Annotated in this window: 17 protein-coding genes; 12 read left to right on the top strand and 5 right to left on the bottom strand. The window is 37.9% G+C overall.

Annotated features, from left to right (window positions below; translation table 11 throughout):
• Positions 1-91 precede the first annotated feature (91 nt).
• A complete protein-coding gene (gene lepA, locus FD46_RS06050; protein ID WP_057896269.1) occupies positions 92-1,918 on the top strand; it encodes a translation elongation factor 4 in 1,827 nt (608 codons plus the stop codon).
• 688 nt (positions 1,919-2,606) lie between these two features.
• On the opposite strand, the gene FD46_RS06055 is transcribed toward lepA, so the two are convergent.
• The 4 genes from FD46_RS06055 to FD46_RS06070 all read right to left on the bottom strand — a co-directional run bounded on the left by FD46_RS06055 (position 2,607) and on the right by FD46_RS06070 (position 5,285).
• The gene (locus FD46_RS06055) at positions 2,607-2,828 is read right to left on the bottom strand and encodes a CsbD family protein (RefSeq protein WP_187329024.1); all 222 of its coding nucleotides are present in this window, start codon (positions 2,826-2,828) and stop codon (positions 2,607-2,609) included.
• 440 nt (positions 2,829-3,268) lie between these two features.
• Positions 3,269-3,592, bottom strand: a complete 324-nt coding sequence (locus tag FD46_RS06060) for a heavy metal-binding domain-containing protein (protein ID WP_057896271.1) — start codon at positions 3,590-3,592, stop codon at positions 3,269-3,271.
• Positions 3,593-3,955: 363 nt separating this feature from the next.
• The gene (locus FD46_RS06065; protein WP_057896272.1) at positions 3,956-4,303 is read right to left on the bottom strand and encodes a hypothetical protein; all 348 of its coding nucleotides are present in this window, start codon (positions 4,301-4,303) and stop codon (positions 3,956-3,958) included.
• A gap of 22 nt (positions 4,304-4,325) precedes the next feature.
• Positions 4,326-5,285 carry a nucleoside hydrolase gene (locus FD46_RS06070; protein ID WP_057896273.1) on the bottom strand — a complete coding sequence of 320 codons (960 nt, stop codon included), beginning with the start codon at positions 5,283-5,285 and terminating at the stop codon, positions 4,326-4,328.
• Positions 5,286-5,510: 225 nt separating this feature from the next.
• Between FD46_RS06070 and FD46_RS06075 the strand changes: the two genes are divergently transcribed.
• The 9 genes from FD46_RS06075 to FD46_RS06115 all read left to right on the top strand — a co-directional run bounded on the left by FD46_RS06075 (position 5,511) and on the right by FD46_RS06115 (position 13,262).
• Positions 5,511-6,191 (top strand): TetR/AcrR family transcriptional regulator, encoded by a 681-nt coding sequence (locus tag FD46_RS06075; protein WP_057896274.1) that lies wholly within the window; start codon positions 5,511-5,513, stop codon positions 6,189-6,191.
• A 153-nt stretch (positions 6,192-6,344) separates the two neighbouring features.
• Complete coding sequence (locus tag FD46_RS06080; protein WP_057896275.1) at positions 6,345-6,842, top strand: DUF3013 family protein; 498 nt, start codon at positions 6,345-6,347, stop codon at positions 6,840-6,842.
• A gap of 26 nt (positions 6,843-6,868) precedes the next feature.
• Entirely contained in the window at positions 6,869-7,768 is a 900-nt protein-coding gene (gene prmA / locus FD46_RS06085) for a 50S ribosomal protein L11 methyltransferase (protein ID WP_057896276.1), read from the top strand.
• A gap of 1 nt (position 7,769) precedes the next feature.
• Entirely contained in the window at positions 7,770-8,525 is a 756-nt protein-coding gene (locus FD46_RS06090) for a 16S rRNA (uracil(1498)-N(3))-methyltransferase (RefSeq protein WP_057896277.1), read from the top strand.
• A gap of 33 nt (positions 8,526-8,558) precedes the next feature.
• Positions 8,559-8,885: a hypothetical protein gene (locus FD46_RS06095; protein ID WP_057896278.1), complete on the top strand. Its 327-nt coding sequence runs from the start codon at positions 8,559-8,561 to the stop codon at positions 8,883-8,885.
• Positions 8,886-8,956: 71 nt separating this feature from the next.
• On the top strand, positions 8,957-11,176 hold the full coding sequence (locus FD46_RS06100) for a RelA/SpoT family protein (RefSeq protein WP_057896279.1): 2,220 nt from the start codon (positions 8,957-8,959) through the stop codon (positions 11,174-11,176).
• A gap of 13 nt (positions 11,177-11,189) precedes the next feature.
• Positions 11,190-11,642 (top strand): D-aminoacyl-tRNA deacylase, encoded by a 453-nt coding sequence (gene dtd / locus FD46_RS06105; RefSeq protein WP_057896280.1) that lies wholly within the window; start codon positions 11,190-11,192, stop codon positions 11,640-11,642.
• Positions 11,643-11,654: 12 nt separating this feature from the next.
• A complete protein-coding gene (locus tag FD46_RS06110; protein WP_235805586.1) occupies positions 11,655-12,629 on the top strand; it encodes an alpha/beta hydrolase in 975 nt (324 codons plus the stop codon).
• A 15-nt stretch (positions 12,630-12,644) separates the two neighbouring features.
• Positions 12,645-13,262, top strand: coding sequence for an HAD-IA family hydrolase (locus tag FD46_RS06115; RefSeq protein ID WP_057896281.1), 618 nt, complete (start codon positions 12,645-12,647; stop codon positions 13,260-13,262).
• Positions 13,263-13,521: 259 nt separating this feature from the next.
• On the opposite strand, the gene FD46_RS06120 is transcribed toward FD46_RS06115, so the two are convergent.
• The gene (locus tag FD46_RS06120; RefSeq protein ID WP_057896282.1) at positions 13,522-14,388 is read right to left on the bottom strand and encodes an N-acetylmuramoyl-L-alanine amidase family protein; all 867 of its coding nucleotides are present in this window, start codon (positions 14,386-14,388) and stop codon (positions 13,522-13,524) included.
• Between the two features lie 414 nt (positions 14,389-14,802).
• Between FD46_RS06120 and hisS the strand changes: the two genes are divergently transcribed.
• Complete coding sequence (gene hisS / locus FD46_RS06125; protein ID WP_057896283.1) at positions 14,803-16,092, top strand: histidine--tRNA ligase; 1,290 nt, start codon at positions 14,803-14,805, stop codon at positions 16,090-16,092.
• Between the two features lie 18 nt (positions 16,093-16,110).
• On the top strand, positions 16,111-17,874 hold the full coding sequence (gene aspS, locus FD46_RS06130) for an aspartate--tRNA ligase (protein WP_057896284.1): 1,764 nt from the start codon (positions 16,111-16,113) through the stop codon (positions 17,872-17,874).
• Positions 17,875-17,916: the final 42 nt, after the last annotated feature.

Consider the following 17,916-nt stretch of genomic DNA (forward strand, 5'->3'; position numbering starts at 1 on the left):
TTTTGTGACTAAACCAATGCGTTGTTTTTGAATCAGCGCATTGGTATAATTGAACAGAATAGATTTTGAGCAGGAAAGTAGGAAGTTATGAATGGATATTGAAAAATTGAAGGGACGCCAAAAAAAGATCCGGAATTTTTCGATTGTTGCGCATATTGATCATGGAAAGTCAACATTGGCAGATCGAATTCTTGAATTGACTGATACTGTTTCAAAGCGGGAAATGCAAGATCAATTACTGGATTCTATGGAACTTGAACGTGAACGGGGTATAACGATCAAGTTAAACGCGGTAGAACTTCATTATCACGCTCAAGATGGAAAAACATATATATTTCATCTTATTGATACTCCAGGACATGTGGATTTTTCATACGAAGTTTCGCGCAGTCTGGCAGCTTGTGAAGGAGCCGTACTTGTAGTCGATGCTGCACAAGGAGTTGAAGCACAAACACTTGCAAATGTGTACTTGGCGCTGGATGATAATTTGGAGATTGTTACGGTAATCAATAAGATTGATCTTCCATCTGCACAACCTGAAAAAGTTCGTAAAGAAATTGAGGATGTGATTGGGCTTGATGCTTCAGATGCTGTTCTTGCAAGCGCAAAAAAGGGAATTGGGATTGAAGAGATGCTGGAGCAAATTGTCCACAAAGTCCCGGCACCGGCTGGAGACTTAGAGGCTCCTTTAAAAGCATTGATTTTTGATTCAGTTTATGATGATTATCGAGGAGTAGTTTTAAGTATCAGAGTCTTTGACGGGATAGTTAAACCGGGTGATAGGATTCGCTTGATGAACAGTAAAACGGAATATGAAGTAACAGAAGTGGGTGTTAACTCTCCGAAACCTATAAAGCGTGAGTTGCTTATGGCTGGAGATGTAGGGTACTTGACTGCAAGTATCAAAGATATTCAAGATACCCGTGTCGGTGATACGGTGACTAATGCGCAACGGCCGGCGGAAAAAGCACTTGAGGGCTATCGGGAAATGAATCCAATGGTTTATTCTGGCCTTTATCCTACTGATAATGCCAAGTATAATGAGCTGCGCGAAGCGCTTGAAAAATTGCAGTTAAACGATGCTGCGCTTGAATTTGAGCCTGAAACTTCTCAGGCTCTAGGGTTTGGTTTCCGTTGCGGTTTTTTAGGCTTGCTGCACATGGATGTTGTTCAAGAACGCTTGGAACGTGAATTTAACATGGATTTAATTACAACTGCACCAGCTGTAACTTATGACGTAGAATTAACTGACGAAACTCATAAAGAGGTTGATAATCCTGCGGAAATGCCTGAAAATTCAAGTATCAAGACAATTAATGAACCATACGTTAAGGCTACAATCATGGTGCCAAATGATTATGTCGGTACTGTAATGGAGCTGTGCCAGCATAAGCGGGGAAAATTCTTAACTATGGAATATCTTGATGAATATCGAGTAAACGTAATTTATGAAATGCCTTTATCAGAAATTATTTTTGATTTCTTTGACCGTTTAAAGTCAAGTACTAAGGGATATGCATCATTGGATTACGAGTTGGATGGGAATAAACCTGGAGATTTGGTTAAGATTGATATTCTTTTAAACGGCAGCAAAGTTGATGCACTCAGTTTTATTACTCATCGCAAATTTGCACCGCAAAGGGCACGTGTTATTACTGATAAGCTTAAAAAAATAATTCCACGACAAAGTTTTGAGATTCCAATTCAAGCTGCAATCGGTGCTAAGATTATTGCACGGACAAATATCAAGGCCTACCGAAAAGACGTTACAGCTAGAATTCATACAGGTGATCCGGATCGGCGTGCTAAGCTTTTGGAAAAACAAAAGCGAGGTAAAAAAAGAATGAAAGCTGTAGGGACAGTTGAGGTTCCGCAAGAAGCATTTATGGCAGTATTAAAAACTGACGAAGAAAATTAATAGTATAAATAACCGCTGATTTGCATTGTTTCTATTAAAAGAGTGTGTTAATAGGTGGTAACTTTTGAAAATTGACTTCTAATTACAAATATAGTCTGAATTTGCTTACGAGTAATTTTGTGGTTAAGCGGGAAAGACTGACTACCAGAACACATCAACGAGTGTCTTTTAGATAAAGTAGAGGGACTGGATCAAGGATTATTTGGTGCAGTCTTTTTTTCTGTATATTAAAAACCATCGCACGTATAAAGGGCGATGGAAAAGGATCTTGAAAGTATTATTAGCAGAACAGAAAAGACATTGGAGGTTCTGCATGAGCCAAAATTTCCCACACAGTATCTTGACTCATGCACTACTCTACAAGAAAATTAACCAAGTTTCAATATTGATTACCTAAACGTTACATAAGTTACTGAAAATTTACAGAAACCAGCTGCTCAGAAGATTATTTGAATTGTATAGTAAAAATCAAAGGCTTTTGAATACACTTATACCTAAGAAACTTAGGATTTAAACAAATAATTTGTGAAGTTGTATAGGGGGATGTACAGCAGTGTTTTTTAGTCGATTTGTATCAGTAATAATATAGCATCCAGTAACAGATTTATATAAAAAGACTATGGCAAACCAAAAATTTCAGTTCGTCATAGTCTTTTTTTGCAAATTTATTTGGTTAAGAAGTTAAAAATTAATCGTCTTCTTTTTTGTTCAACTTTTTCTTAATACTCTTAACCGCTCCCTTAGCTGCATCTTTTGCATCATTGAGTGCATCTTTTGCTTTACCTAGAGTATTTTGTGTTTTTCCCTCAGCTTCAAGTTTTTTATCATCAGTTACTTTACCGCCGACTTCTTTTGCCTTGCCACTTACCTTATCTTTTGTATTTTCAAATTTATCTTTTGAGCTCACCATGATTACCTCCCTTTGTTTTGTAACCTTAACTAAATTATAAATGAAAGAGCACTCATGCTACAAACGATAAGCTTTACTAAGAGAACACTTAAAAAGAATCACTAATGATAATTAGAGAATTTTGGAACAAGCAATAGACAATTTTTAAAGTATTACTGCTTAGAAAATGTTTCAAATGCCCTAAAAAGGAAACTTTTTTGGATAGATAAACGTTAACCCAGCTATAATGCAATTTTTGTAATAGCTATTTGAAAAAACAAATAACATGTTTTTGGTTACTAAAAATAGTATCATAAAACTGAAGCAAGTGTTGTAGTAATAGCGTCCACAGTTTTATAATAATGCTTGTTTAAACCACATTAGGCCTGCAATAAACGCAGGTCTTTTTGTTTTCAGGTTCTTTAAAGACGGTTGCGGTTGCAGCCATCAAAGTTCTAAGCTTAAGAAATAAATCTTACTGCGGTTCCATAAGCGGCTACTGACTGCATGTCTTGACCGATTGAACCTGAGTCAAAACGCATCATTACGACTGCGTCAGCCCCCAGTTTAGCAGCATTTTCGCGTAGCCGATTGATTGCAACCTCGCGTGATTCTTCCAGCATTTTAGTGTAGTCTCTAATTTCTCCGCCCACAATATTTTTCAGTCCAGCGCCGATGTTGCGAAAGATATTCTTTGATTGAGTAGTCAGCCCAAAGACTTCACCAAGAACTTCATAATTTTTCCCGGGAATGTTTTCAGTAGTGACAACTAGCATAATAGGCATTTGATTAGCTCCTTTTAATTTAACACTTAGCTAAAGTTTAACAAAAAAGTTTAGCTAAACCAACCAAATGATGTCTTACAGTCGAAAGAAACTGTAAGATTGCAGATAGGCTAATGAACAACTGAGGAGTAAAAAAATGTAATGTTTAAGTAAATTTGGTAAATTATAGGTAAATTACCTTTCTTTATTAAAGCTGTGCTTTATAATTAAGTCATCCTCAAATTCACACAAAAACTTTAACTGCCAAAAAGAGCTGTGACGATTTTTAACGTTGTCGCAGCCTTTTTATTTGTAATAAAATAGATTATATAAAGACAAGTTTTGCTCAGTTGGTTGTTAAACAAATCTATTTATAGTAGTTTTTTAATTAAAAACGAAGAAGGCAGAAAATGAAGTAATTAGTAGGCCGAGAAGAAAAACAAGTGAAGTTGCTGCTGCTTTACCTGTATGATTTCGTATGTTTGCGAACGAAATAATTATTATGATAACGCCGGTTAGTAAAAAAAGGGCATATAGACTGCGTAATGGAAGAAACAATTCAATCATAAACAAAGCAGCAAGTAAAATAAGGGTACGTGAGTTTCTGTACCAAGAGAGTTTACCCCAAAAAATGTGGCGATACAAAAAATTCTCATCCTTAGGTATTACTGTGTACTTGAGGATCAGAAGAAAAAGCCAGAAAATATATAAAACAACACCGGCAGCTTTCATAAAAACACCCCCACTAAAAAAATCAATATTTTTCAAATAATCCTGTAAGCCGAGTCATAAATTTATTAAGAAAACGTTTTTTATTGACGTCTAAAGCTACTTGAGTAGTTTCAGCAGGTTTATTTATACGTGTTTCATCCCCAATTGTGCGTCCTTCAAACGGTAAATCAGTATCAACTTTCATATTTAGGAAAACAGTGTCTAGTAAAGAAGGTTCTAAAGCGGCAGCGACTGCCAGCGGATCGTGAAGTGCACAGCCTGCTAAATGTGCATTTGTAACTTGATACGCTTCAATATAATAATCAACGAGATCAGCGTAAATTTCACCAGCAGAAGTGCCAAGGCTGCGCCATTTTTTTGTTTCTTTTTTTGTGAGCAATGTACGGGTTGTCACGTCTAAACCGACCATTGTTAAAGGAAGGCTGCTGCGTAAAACTTCATTTGCAGCTACAGGGTCTTGGTGGATGTTGGCTTCGGCTGCTGGTGTTACGTTGCCTGGAACACTTAGGGCGCCTCCCATAAAAGTAACATTACCGATTAGATTTACTATAGCTGGATCTTTTTTTATTGCGGCAGCTAGATTAGTGAGTGGCCCAGTTGGTACAAAAATGAGCTCTTTTTGATATTTATGAATTGCTGTAATTAAAAAGTCTACCCCGTTTTCAACTGCTGGTTTCTGGGGAGAATGTTTTAATGAAAGATTTGCAACTCCATTTTTCCCATGAATTGTAGCACTGACAGGTTCAACTGCAAATCTGTTTTTTGTTGAAGCACATGCTGAGCCTTGATAAACAGGAACGTTTTCAGCACCAAGAAGATACAGTAAATCCAGGCTGTTACGGACACCTTGTTCTACTAAGACATTTCCGTAGGAGCCGATTATTCCAATTAGATCGCAATCTTGATCTGCTAAAGCATAGGCAATTGCAAGTGCATCGTCTATCCCCGTGTCAAGATCAAGAATCATTTTATATTTAGCCATGCAAAAACCTCCGCAATATTAAAAATTAATGTAACCATGATAATACTAGCAAAAAAACAAGTTTCTGACCAGTTAATCTCTAAGAGTAAGACTACTGGAGACTTTTGAAAGAGAAACAATAACTTTGTCTTTAAAAGTTAACTGCTGTATATTAAATGTAACTGGTAGTTTACTTAAAGATAATACAAGTTTATAAAGGCATATCTATAATGGGAGGCTTAGCAAGTGGGTCAACTTGAGAGAAAATTTCGTGAAAGAAAATTAAAACAGCAAGATATCATTAATGCTGCAGAGCAGGTTTTTGCTAAGAAAAATTATGAAGAAGCTGTTATTGATGAAATTGCCGGAGCCGCTGAATTCAGCAAAAAAACGCTATACGTTTATTTTAGTAGTAAAGAAGAGATTTATTTAGAAGTAGCATTAAGGGGTTATCGTCAGCTGCTTGAAATCTTCAAAGAAAACATATTAGCAAGAAATTTTGTAACGCCTATAGAAAAACTACAAGTTTTTCTTCATAGTATTTTTATATTAAAAAATGATTTTCCAGTGTACTTGACTGCAATTATTTTCTTTGAACAAACAGACTTTTCAGGCTTGCATCTTGGAAAGAGGTTGAAAAATAAATATCACGAATTAAATGCTGAAGTCTTGGATATAATCAGGGATACTTTAATACAGGGATGCACGGAAAAATATTTTTGTTCTGAACTTGCAAATAAGCAAAGTGCAGCAACTGTGTGGTCTTTTATAATCGGCGTAGTTGTTTTGGATAAGTATAAAAAAGATTATCTGCAAAAATACCAGCATATTGAGGCAGAAACTTTTATGGAAGATTCATTTGAGGCTTTAATTACATTGCTTAAAATACAGCCGTATGATTTTCCAAAAAATAAGGCAGGACAATGAGAGACATTTGTAACATTTCTTATTAATAGTTGTCACAATCAGTCAAAAATATTAATATTGAATTGTGAGCTGCTGCATAAAGCAGCTAAAAAAATTAAGATAAAATATTCAGGTATTTACGGTACTATTATTTTTTGCTAAGGCGGTGAAGTAATGAAAATTGATCTTTTTGAATTTTTGAAAAATGGTCTATCTAAACTTGATTTTGATGGAAAGCTGGAACTTACCCAAAATAAAGAACAGTATACACTAACAATTGAGATGACTTTTGTTATGGAAAAAAGAGCGCGTGCTTTATTTTTGGAAATGACGGGTGAAACTTCACCTAAACCCGCTATTACATTTGTAGATGCGATTCTTCTTTATGACCGCTACCATTTCGATCCAGCAAAAGTACAAGATGAATATTTGACTTGTCTGCCATTTGAAGGAACAAAGGGTTGGGAAGTTGCAAAAGCGGAGGCCCTGTTAACTTATTTACAAATCTTGCTGGATAACAGCCAGTCTGACTTAATAGATTTTTTGAATAGCAGTGACAGCTCTGAATTGACTTTATTTGAACTGGAATGGTCTGACGAAGAATTTTCACGGATACTTGCCCAAAAACAACAGGCACAAGATAGGCCGTTATGGCTGCCTTACTCTGAATAACAACATTTAAAATATGGAGGAAGAAATTGCACTGGCAAAAGTTAACAATAGAAACTACTCAAGAAGCTGAATCTGCAATAGAAGCTATCTTGTATAGTATTGGAACAACTGGTATTCAAAAAGAAGATAGTACAACAAATACTAAAAATAAAAGAACCTTTTATTTAAGCAGTTATTTTAGTGAAGACCGTAAAATTGATAAAAAGCAGTTTAAAATGATCAAAGAACGGGTAGCACAACTTTCAAAGGCTGGTTTTGAGGTTAAGGGTTTGAAGGTTACGCTCAACAATGTTGATGATCAAAAGTGGGCACATGAATGGGAAAAATACTATCATGCACAAAGAATTACTCGTTTTTTAACTGTAGTGCCCACGTGGGAAGATTATGAGCGGCAGCAAAGCGGAGAGTTAGTAATTCGACTTAACCCAGGGGCTGCTTTTGGAACTGGGACCCATCCCACGACTATACTTGCATTAAGTGCCTTGGAGAACTGTGTGTTCGGTAAGGAATCAGTTATCGATGTGGGAACTGGATCTGGTGTATTGAGCATTGCAGCTTGCAAGCTGGGAGTTGCAAAGGTGTTTGCTTGTGATATTGATAAAAAAGCTGTTGCATCGGCTAATCTTAATATTAAACTGAATGCTGTCGCGCAAAAAATTGAAATAAGACAGGCGAGTTTGCTTGAAGGAGCTCCCAAAAAAGCAGAGTTAATAATCGCAAATGTTCTTCCAGAAATCCAACTGCTGTTACTTCCGCAGATTGGTGCTCATTTAAAGGCAGGCGGTAAGCTTATTATGTCTGGAATAATAATGAAGAATAAAAACGAAATATTAACCCAGGCACAAAAATACGGATTGTTTCTTAGACAACTTTCAACGGACGGAAAATGGGTTTGCTTTATTTTACAAAAAAAGAGTGGTGATTAGCATGCAGAGATATTTTGTTGAACAAAATCACTTGCCACAAAGTTTTATTCTTCCCGAAGAAATTTATCATCATGCAATAGTTGTACTGCGGATGAAATCCGGTTCACGTTTTGAAATTGTGACAGCAAACAAGCAGGTTTTATTGGTGGAAGTAGCTCAAGTAGAAGATAAAAAAGCAAGTGTCAAAGTAATCCAAAGTTTTGAGCATCAAGTTGAACTGCCTGTTGATGTTACGATCATGTGCGGTTTATCAAAAAAAGATAAAGCCGAATGGATTGTGCAAAAGAGTACGGAATTAGGTGCAGCACATTTTGTTTTCTTTGAAGCTGATTATTCGATTGCAAAGTGGGAACAAAAAAAGCGGCCTCAAAAGCTTAACAGATTGCAAAAAATTGCAAAGAATGCAGCACAGCAATCTCATCGAGTGGTAACTCCGCAAGTAGAATTTATTTCAAACATTAAAAGTTTTCCGTTTACAGACTTTGAATATAGATTAACTGCGTATGAAGAAGCTGCCAAAAAAGGGGAAAAAAATGCAATGCGGAATTTAACAGAGCATCTTTGGCGTGAAAAACTTCAAAAAGTTCCACGCTTGCTGGCAGTTTTCGGACCAGAAGGTGGTTTATCTGCAGATGAAGTGTCATTCTTAAAACAAAATGATTTTGTTTTAGCTGGTTTGGGCCCACGAATTATGAGAGCTGAAACGGCGCCTTTGTATTTACTTTCCGCGCTTTCTTTCGCACTTGAATTAGGTTAAAATAAAGGAAATTATTAAAAAGTGAGGATTTTAATGAATATTAAACGGCTGTTTTCAATTACTGCTTTATGGTATCTGGCTTTTGCATTTGCAATTTCTTTAGTAGTTCCTATAGTTTTTGAGGAATTTAATTTAAGCGACGTTTCACGAATCGGTTTTGCTTTATTTGGAATTAATGTAATTTATACGGTTTTTACGGGAATACTTATAGGTGTGAAAAAGCAGCCGGCAGTTTACCTTCTCTTTTTTCCGTTAATTTATCTTATGGGAGTAAAGCTTTTCTTTGAGAGTTACGCGTATTATTTTTCGCTTTTTTACATCATAGTTGCTTTTCTTGCGTATGGGGCAGCCAAAGCATAATTAATGCACAGTGAGAAGCACGTCTTTTGAAAGTACGTGTTTTTATTTATATTTTTGTAGGAGTGGACAAAATGGAAAGAGAAACAATTTGGAACGCAGATGACGTTTTAGAAATGGTCCGTAAATATATGAACGAAAAACACGTAGCACTAGTAAAAAAAGCGTATGTGTTTGCTAGCTATGTGCATAAGGAACAGCGGCGCCAATCTGGAGAACCTTACATTGTTCATCCTATTCAGGTGGCTGGTATTCTTGCTGACCTCAGAATGGATCCAGCAACTGTCTGTGCAGGCTTCTTGCATGACGTCGTCGAAGATACACCGGTTACTTTGGGAGATGTAGGCGAACTTTTCGGTCATGATGTTGAGATTATTGTTGACGGAGTCACTAAACTTAGCAAAATCCGTTATAAGTCCCATCAGCAGCAGCTGGCAGAAAATCACCGCAAGCTTCTTTTAGCAATGTCAAAAGACTTGCGGGTAATCATTGTAAAACTGGCAGATCGCTTGCATAATATGCGTACTCTTAGTCATTTGCGTCCTGATAAACAGCGCAGAATTGCAAATGAAACCTTGGAAATATATGCACCTTTAGCTGATCGCTTAGGAATTAGTACAATCAAGTGGGAGCTCGAGGACAGCTCATTGCGTTATCTTAATCCACAGCAATATTATCGGATTGTACATCTCATGAGTTCTAAGAGAACCGAACGAGTGCAGTATATTGAAGAGGCCATTAAAGAAATTCGCAAGGCAATCAATGAGTTAGATCTTGATTGTGAAATTTACGGCAGGCCTAAACACATTTATTCTATTTATCGAAAGATGAAAGATCAGCATAAGCAGTTCAGTCAAATTTATGATTTGCTTGCAGTCAGGGTAATCGTTAATTCTATTAAGGATTGTTATGCAGTTCTAGGTGCTATTCATACACAATGGAAGCCCATGCCGGGAAGGTTTAAAGATTATATAGCAATGCCGAAAGCTAATATGTATCAGTCTTTGCATACAACAGTAATCGGGCCCAAGGGCCGGCCGTTTGAAGTACAGATAAGAACTGCTGAGATGCACCGGGTAGCTGAATATGGTATTGCTGCACACTGGGCGTATAAAGAAGGAAAAACCGAGGCAATAGAACAGGATGACACAGGTACTAAGCTTAATTGGTTTAAAGAAATTATTGAACTGCAAGATGAAAGTAACGATGCTGCTGAGTTTGTTGAAAGTGTTAAGGGTGATCTTTTTGGCGACCGTGTTTATGTTTTTACCCCAAAGGGTGATGTTTTTGAGCTTCCCAAGGGAGCCGGGCCTTTGGATATGGCATATTCAATTCATACAGAGATTGGCAATGAGACTGTTGGCGCAAAGGTTAATGGCAAGATTGTTCCATTGGATTATCAAGTCAAAAACGGTGATATCGTGGATATCTTAACATCAGTAAATTCAGCAGGACCTAGCCGCGATTGGCTTAAACTGGTGCATACCAGTAAAGCACGTAATAAAATAAAACGCTTTTTTAAACAACAAGATCGCGTTGAAAACATTGACAAAGGCAGAGAGATAATTGACGAAAACTTGTTGGAAATGGGATATGAGCCCAAAAAAGTGCTAACGGGTGAGAATCTAAAGAAAGTTTTGCGTAAGAAAAAATTCTCAAGTGCAAATGATTTATATGCTTCTATAGGTTTCGGTGAGTTGGCTCCTCTAGGAGTTATCAATATCCTGACAGAAAAGATTCGTCGAGAAAAAGAAACAGACCGTAAGCGCCAAGAAGAAAAAGCTCTTCTAGAAGATCACCAAGAATTAACACGTGAAAATCAACCGGATGGGCACAAAAATGATGAGGGAATCGTAATAGCAGGGGTTGACAATCTGCTTGTTCGTTTGAGTCATTGCTGTAACCCGATTCCAGGTGATGAAATTGTTGGTTATATTACAAAGGGCAGAGGAGTTTCAATTCATAGAGTGGACTGCCCAAATGTTAAAAGCGCAGAAAAATCTGGGATGCGTTTAATTGCAGTTTCATGGGATATGACTTATGACAATAAAGCTTATTACAATACTGACCTGCAAATTCAAGGCTATAATAGATCAGGGCTTTTAAACGATGTTTTGCAAGCTCTCAATAATAGTACCCGTCAGTTAAACTCAGTTAACGGACGGGTTGATAACAACAAACAAGCGACAATGGACGCTACCGTGGGTATTCGTGATCGGATCCATCTCCAACGGGTAATCGATAACATAAAAAGAGTACCTGATGTCTACGTTGTTAAAAGAATTATTCACTAGGGGGAAAATTACGATGAAAGTTGTATTACAAAGGGTTTCCCAGGCAAGTGTTACTGTGGATAAAAAGGTAATTTCCAAAATAAGCGGTAGCGGCTTTTTACTCTTGTGCGGGTTTGAAGAAGGTGACGGAAGAGAACAAATCGAACGCCTAGTGCATAAAATCAGCAACGTACGTGTTTTTCCTGATAAGGAAGGAAAAATGAATCTTAACATCAAACAGGTTGAAGGAAAGATTCTTTCCGTTTCACAGTTTACTCTTTATGCTGCTCTGAAAAAAGGAAATAGACCGAGCTTTACGCCAGCACAAAAGCCTGAACTTGCGGCACAGAATTATCAAACATTTAATCAATTGCTGCGTGCACAGGGAATTCAGGTAGTAGAGGGAATCTTTGGTGCTGAAATGAAAGTCGAACTAGTGAATGACGGGCCTGTTACTTTGATATATGATACGGATAATCTGGTTTAAAGGGGGCAGATAATGGTGCAGTTAATTTCACTGGAAGAAAAAGCAAGGCAGCTTTGTGAACAACGCAACAATGTTTTTGTACCTACTACTTTTGGTGTGAAGGTAATTCGTGAACGTTTTGAACTTGAACAACGTACAGCAGTTTATTTGCATGATGTTTATTACCAAGATACAGAAATTGACGTCGGTTCCAAAGCTGGAGGAAAAATCCCAGTCAGAATAATGTACCCCCGAAATTTAAAGGTTGATGAAAAAGTACCAATTCTTTTTTACATTCACGGTGGGCAGTTTATTTCTGGAAATGTAAAAACTCATGATAAGCTTTTACGTGAACTTGTCCTTAGGGCTCATGTTGCCGCTGTTTTTGTTTCTTATTCACTAGCCCCGGAGGTTAAGGCTCCCATACAACTCAATCAGCTGCAGTCTGTTTTTGAACAGCTTCCTGAGCTGGCTGTTAGGTACCCTTTTGATCTATCAAGATTGTTGGTTGGCGGTGATGACGTAGGAGGTACATTTGCACTTTCGCTTGCTTTGCTTCAAGCCAAACGGATTGATGTTCCGCGGATTTACAAGATGATTCTATTTTGTCCTGTGACCAACGAGAATTTCGATACGAATTCATATCATCAATTTGCTGGTGGATACGACTTGACTCGTGAACAGATGAAATGGTCTTGGCAGCAGTATCTGGGAACAGAGCAGGGAGGAAAACCATCTTTCTTGTATTCACCTTTACAGGCTTCTTTTGAACACCTTAAACAACTTCCAGAAACACTGATTGTTACTGCTGAGGCGGACGTTGTCAGGGATGAAGCTGAAGCATTGGCTCGTAAGATTCGCGATGCTGGAGGAAACGTTTCTCAAATTCGTTTTCAAGGGATTATTCATGATTTTGTGGTTAAAAATATGCTTGATCAGACAAACGCTTGTCGGTTAGCAATGAATGTTGCTGTTGATTGGATAAGACGTAAATCAGCTATTAAGTAAAGGGAGTTTAGCTCTATGAGTGATTACTGCTGGGATTTTGACGGGACACTTTATAATACTTACCCATCAATGGTAAAGGCATTTTGCAATGCATTTAGAGAAGCAAAAATAGAAATTGCTGAGCATGAAGTGTATTTGCGTATGAGGAGAACTTCGTTAGGACAAACTTTTGCATTTTATACTGCAGATTTAGAGGAATCTCTGACGCAAAAAATAAAACATTTTTATAAGTTAAAAGAGAGTGCGGAACGAAATAACGAGTTGCCATTTGACGGTGCATATGAAGTATGCTGGCAAATTGTTGCAGCAGGCGGGCGCAATTTTTTACTGACACATCGGGACAAGAGTGCGTTGCAAATGCTAAAGCGCGATAAAATGACAGCTTTTTTTTGCGGAGCAGTTACGGCACAAAATAACTTTCCACGCAAACCTGATCCTTCTTCTTTGAACTATCTGTGCAGAAAATACTTAATAGAAAGAAAGAATGCGGTAATGATTGGAGACCGGCCGCTTGATGTAGAAGCTGGAAGGCGAGCAGGGATGAAAGGTTACTTATTTGATCCAGATAATACTATTATTCAGCCAGTCAATTATGACAGAAGGTTAGTCAGTTTGTTGGATGTTTTAAGCTAAGTTTAATGCAAATTTCAAACAAAAAACTAGAGGACTGGGTCAAAAGTTATGTTTTGATTCAGCTTTTTTGTACATTCTTGCAGTTTCCGTATTAACGTATTTCAATAGTCAGTCTTTTCCGCTTAATCACGAATTACTCATAGTCAAATTCAGACTATATTTGTAATTCGCAGTTAACGCTCAAAGCCTAACGACTATTGGCGCACTCGCTTTTCCTGCTTTTAAACAATATCTTTTGCATACAAAGGAAGACGGATTTCTATTTTGTCTTGCTATTTTGTTCGGCAAAATAATTCTTCAAACCGCTGACAACATCAGCCGAGACTTTATTTTGATAACTAGTAGATCTGATTTGCTCAAAGTCGCGAGTACTATTGATATAACCCATTTCGAGCAGAATGCTGGGAAAAGAATTATCCCGGATTACTAAAAAATTACCAAAGTCAATTCCGCGATTTTCTAAACCCAAGGCAGTGAATTGCGAATTGATACTTTTAGCTAAAGTTAAAGAAGTTGTTTTATGGTAATAGTAAGTAGTGAAACCTGATGCGTCATCTTGACCGGGTGAAGAATCAAAATGGAAACTGATGAACGCATCTGCATGGACTTCATTGGAAAGCTGCGCTCGCGGTTTTAGATCGACAAACTTATCGGCAGTTCGTGTCATATAGACTTTAGCACCACGCCTTCGCAAGCTTGCGGCGACCTTCTTAGCCAAACGCAAAGTGTAGGTTTTTTCCATCTTGCCCTTGCTAGAAAGTGCCCCGGAATCTTTACCACCATGACCGGGATCAAGCACGATTGTTGCATCGGACAAGTCGCTTATTTGGTTTCGTTCTTTTGTTGCTAGGGTCCAATCAGGAATCCAGCCGAACTTATTATCATTGGTCTTAACATAAAACCAATGATATTTTGAGTGGATTATAGTAACTCGACTGCCGTTTTTTAATGTTTTGAGCTTTGCATACTCAATGCCGGGCCCTTTTTTTACTGCGGCCGTTGGGGTTTCAATGGTAACTTGTTTAAAGTAATTCAGTGTACGAAAAATTAAGATTCCGCTTAGAACTATGATTAGTGCGGTCAAAATAAGTGTGTTTTTCTGTTTTTCTGTTTTTTTGTTTTTCAATAATAGGACTCCATGTCTCAATTTATTGTCTAGTTAATTATAGCAAAACAATCCTAAAATAGGGAGTGTAGCATTATTTTTTAACCAAAAAGCATCTTATCTTTTTTTTACAAATTTTTTCACATCTTGACTTTATACTGTTTTTCGCGTATATTTACAACAGTATATAAAGCTGGAAGAAAGAAGAGTAGCCTGTAGTATTCAAAGCAGCGAGTGGGAAATGGTGTAAGCCCATTGGATAGAATTGGCGAAAGACACTTTCGAGGCGCATGTTTACTGCATGCCGTATTGGACGTTATCCTAAGTAGAGTAATAATTAAAGGTGGTACCGTGCATTTATGCACCCTTGTCGGGAGATAGTTTCGACAAGGTTTTTTTTTTGCAGCAAACTGAATTTGATAAGGAGGAAATAATATGAAATATCAACGTCCAAAAGGGACAACAGACATCATCCCCGGTGAGACTGAAAAATGGCAAAGCATTGAAAAAAAAGCTCGTGAAATATTTAAGCGGTATCGTTATCAGGAAATACGGACACCGATTTTTGAAAATTTCGAAGTGTTCTCCCGCACATCAGGAGAAACTTCTGACATTGTTACTAAGGAAATGTATGATTTCTTTGATAAAGGGGAACGCCATATAACTTTAAGGCCTGAAGGAACAGCTGGTGTAGTACGTGCATATGTCGAAAATAAGCTATATGGTCCTGAAATTCAAAAACCGTTCAAGACATTTTATATGGGACCGATGTTTCGTTATGAAAGGCCGCAAGCTGGTCGGCTGCGCGAATTTCATCAAATAGGGGTTGAAGCATTTGGAGTAGACAACCCTGCTTTAGACGTTGAAGTAATGGCAATGGCAGTTGAACTGTTACATGGTTTCGGTCTAAAAAATTTAAAACTTGCTCTTAATACGCTGGGTGACGATGAATCACGCAGCCGTTATAGAAAAGCATTGGTTGATTATCTTGAACCGCGCGCTGAGCAATTGAGCGCAGAATCTAAGGAACGCTTACATAAAAATCCTTTACGTGTTCTCGACAGTAAAGAAAAAGAAGACCAGGAGATTGTAGCGAATGCACCGCAGATTCTTGATTATTTGACGGAAGAAGCCGCAGTTCATTTTGAAACCGTGAAAAATCTGCTTGAAGCTTTGGGAATTTCATATGAAATAGATACAAATATGGTTCGCGGACTAGACTATTATAACCACACGATTTTTGAAATTATGAGTGATTCAAAGGCTTTTGGTGGCAAGTGGACCACTGTTTGTGCTGGAGGCCGTTATAATGGCTTGGTTGAGCAGCTCGGCGGGCCTGAAACACCGGGAATCGGATTTGGCCTGGGTGTTGAGCGTCTTTTACTGGTTCTTGAAGCTGAGGGTATCAGACTGCCTCTTGATAATGAATTAGCTGTTTATGTTGTAGGCATCGGGGCTGTTACTAATGCAGAAACGCTTAAACTGGTGCAGTCGCTGCGCAATGCTGGTTTTAGCTCAGAACGCGATTATTTAGAACGTAAGCCTAAGGGACAATTTAAATCTGCCAGTCGTTTAGGTGCCCAGTTTACTTTAACCTTGGGTGAAGAAGAATTGACTCAAGGAAAGGTTAACTTGAAGGAAATGACAAGCGGTAAAGAAATAAAAGTTGCACTTGAGGATGTTTATACCGACTTTGAAAAACTGATTGCGAAATTACGTGCATAAAAAGGAGAACGAAAAAAGATGAAGAGAACGACTTATTGCGGCTTAGTAGATGAATCGTATTTAGGGCAAGAAATTTGTTTGAATGGCTGGGTCCAAAAAAGAAGAGATTTAGGGAACCTGATTTTTATCGACTTGCGCGATCGTGAAGGAATTGTTCAGCTGGTATTTAGCCATGAATTTGATGAAAAAGCGCTTGCAACTGCTGATGATCTGCGCAGTGAATATGTAATCGAAGCAAAAGGTAAAGTTGTTTTACGTGGAGAAGATGCAACTAATCCAAATATGAAAACCGGTAAAATTGAAGTTGAGATTCATGAAGTTCACTTATTGAATAAAGCTAAAACCCCACCGTTTTATATTGAAGATGGAATTAATGTTTCTGATGATTTGCGGCTTAAGTATCGTTATTTGGACCTGCGCCGCCCAGAAATGCAGAAGTCTTTAATTCTGCGCAGCAAAGTGACAAGCTCAATTCATCGTTATTTAAATGAACAGCAATTCATTGACATTGAAACTCCCTATCTGACAAAGTCAACACCTGAAGGAGCACGTGATTATCTAGTTCCATCACGTGTTTATCCTGGACACTTCTATGCTCTGCCGCAATCTCCTCAACTATTCAAGCAACTTTTGATGGGCGCGGGTTTCGACCGTTATTATCAGATTGCTCGCTGTTTTCGTGATGAAGATCTGCGGGGTGATCGCCAGCCGGAATTTACTCAGGTTGACTTGGAAACTTCCTTTATGAGTGCTGAAGAAATTCAGGATTTAACAGAAGGATTGCTTAAGCGTGTAATGAAAGATGTCCTTGATGTAGATATTCAGCTGCCGCTGCAGCGGATCAGTTGGAATGAATCTATGGAACGTTTCGGGTCCGATAAACCGGATATTCGTTTTGGCATGGAACTGATAGATATGGCTGAAGCTGTTAAAGATGTTGACTTCAAAGTTTTTCAAAATGTCTTAAAAAATGGTGGACGTGTTAAAGCAATTACTGTGCCGCAAGGTGCTGACAAATATTCTCGTAAGGATATTGATGCTAAACAAGATTATTTGAAACGTTTTGGTGCCAAAGGATTGGCCTGGCTGAAAGTTACAGATGACGGTTTTTCAGGACCAATTGCGAAGTTCTTCAAGGATAGTGTTGCAAAAATCAAAGACGCAGCGCACGCAAAAAAGGGCGATTTGATTTTGTTTGCTGCTGACACAGGGAAGGTTGTAGCAGATTCTTTGGGGTACTTGCGTACGAGTATTGCAAAGGAATTGGGAATGATTGATGAATCCAAATTTGCGTTTCTTTGGGTTGTAGATTGGCCCTTATTTGAATATAGTGAAGAGTTCCATCGTTATATTGCTGCGCATCATCCATTTACAATGCCAAATGAAGAAGATGTTGAATTGCTGGATACAGATCCGCATAAGGCTCATGCGCAAAGCTACGATATTGTTTTAAATGGTTATGAACTTGGTGGTGGTTCAATCCGTATTCATAAGCGTTCAATTCAAGAAAAAATGTTCAAGGCGCTTGGATTTACTAAAGAAAAAGCTGAAAAGCAGTTCGGCTTTTTCATTGATGCTCTTGACTATGGTTTTCCTCCGCATGGCGGCCTTGCAATTGGTTTGGACAGGTTTGCTATGTTATTGACCCATAAGGATAATATTCGTGAGGTGATTGCCTTTCCGAAGAACTCAAAGGCTTCTGAACCTTTGACAAATGCTCCAAGCACTGTTGCACAAAAACAGCTTGATGAACTTCACTTAGAAACTTCTGATGAAGATTAAACTGTAATAAAATGTTAAAGTTAAAAACAGCATGATATTTTT

The organism is Liquorilactobacillus oeni DSM 19972, from assembly GCF_001436275.1.
Taxonomy (GTDB): domain Bacteria; phylum Bacillota; class Bacilli; order Lactobacillales; family Lactobacillaceae; genus Liquorilactobacillus; species Liquorilactobacillus oeni.

Excerpts from the sequence above, each read along its gene's own strand:
- FD46_RS06060 (WP_057896271.1), bottom strand. The coding sequence starts at position 3,592 with ATGCCTATTATGCTAGTTGTCACTACTGAAAACATTCCCGGGAAAAAT.
- FD46_RS06070 (WP_057896273.1), bottom strand. The coding sequence starts at position 5,285 with ATGGCTAAATATAAAATGATTCTTGATCTTGACACGGGGATAGACGAT.
- FD46_RS06090 (WP_057896277.1), top strand. The coding sequence starts at position 7,770 with ATGCAGAGATATTTTGTTGAACAAAATCACTTGCCACAAAGTTTTATT.
- FD46_RS06110 (WP_235805586.1), top strand. The coding sequence starts at position 11,655 with ATGGTGCAGTTAATTTCACTGGAAGAAAAAGCAAGGCAGCTTTGTGAA.
- hisS (WP_057896283.1), top strand. The coding sequence starts at position 14,803 with ATGAAATATCAACGTCCAAAAGGGACAACAGACATCATCCCCGGTGAG.
- dtd (WP_057896280.1), top strand. The coding sequence starts at position 11,190 with ATGAAAGTTGTATTACAAAGGGTTTCCCAGGCAAGTGTTACTGTGGAT.
- lepA (WP_057896269.1), top strand. The coding sequence starts at position 92 with ATGGATATTGAAAAATTGAAGGGACGCCAAAAAAAGATCCGGAATTTT.
- FD46_RS06115 (WP_057896281.1), top strand. The coding sequence starts at position 12,645 with ATGAGTGATTACTGCTGGGATTTTGACGGGACACTTTATAATACTTAC.
- FD46_RS06055 (WP_187329024.1), bottom strand. The coding sequence starts at position 2,828 with ATGGTGAGCTCAAAAGATAAATTTGAAAATACAAAAGATAAGGTAAGT.
- FD46_RS06065 (WP_057896272.1), bottom strand. The coding sequence starts at position 4,303 with ATGAAAGCTGCCGGTGTTGTTTTATATATTTTCTGGCTTTTTCTTCTG.
- FD46_RS06100 (WP_057896279.1), top strand. The coding sequence starts at position 8,957 with ATGGAAAGAGAAACAATTTGGAACGCAGATGACGTTTTAGAAATGGTC.
- aspS (WP_057896284.1), top strand. The coding sequence starts at position 16,111 with ATGAAGAGAACGACTTATTGCGGCTTAGTAGATGAATCGTATTTAGGG.
- FD46_RS06080 (WP_057896275.1), top strand. The coding sequence starts at position 6,345 with ATGAAAATTGATCTTTTTGAATTTTTGAAAAATGGTCTATCTAAACTT.
- FD46_RS06095 (WP_057896278.1), top strand. The coding sequence starts at position 8,559 with ATGAATATTAAACGGCTGTTTTCAATTACTGCTTTATGGTATCTGGCT.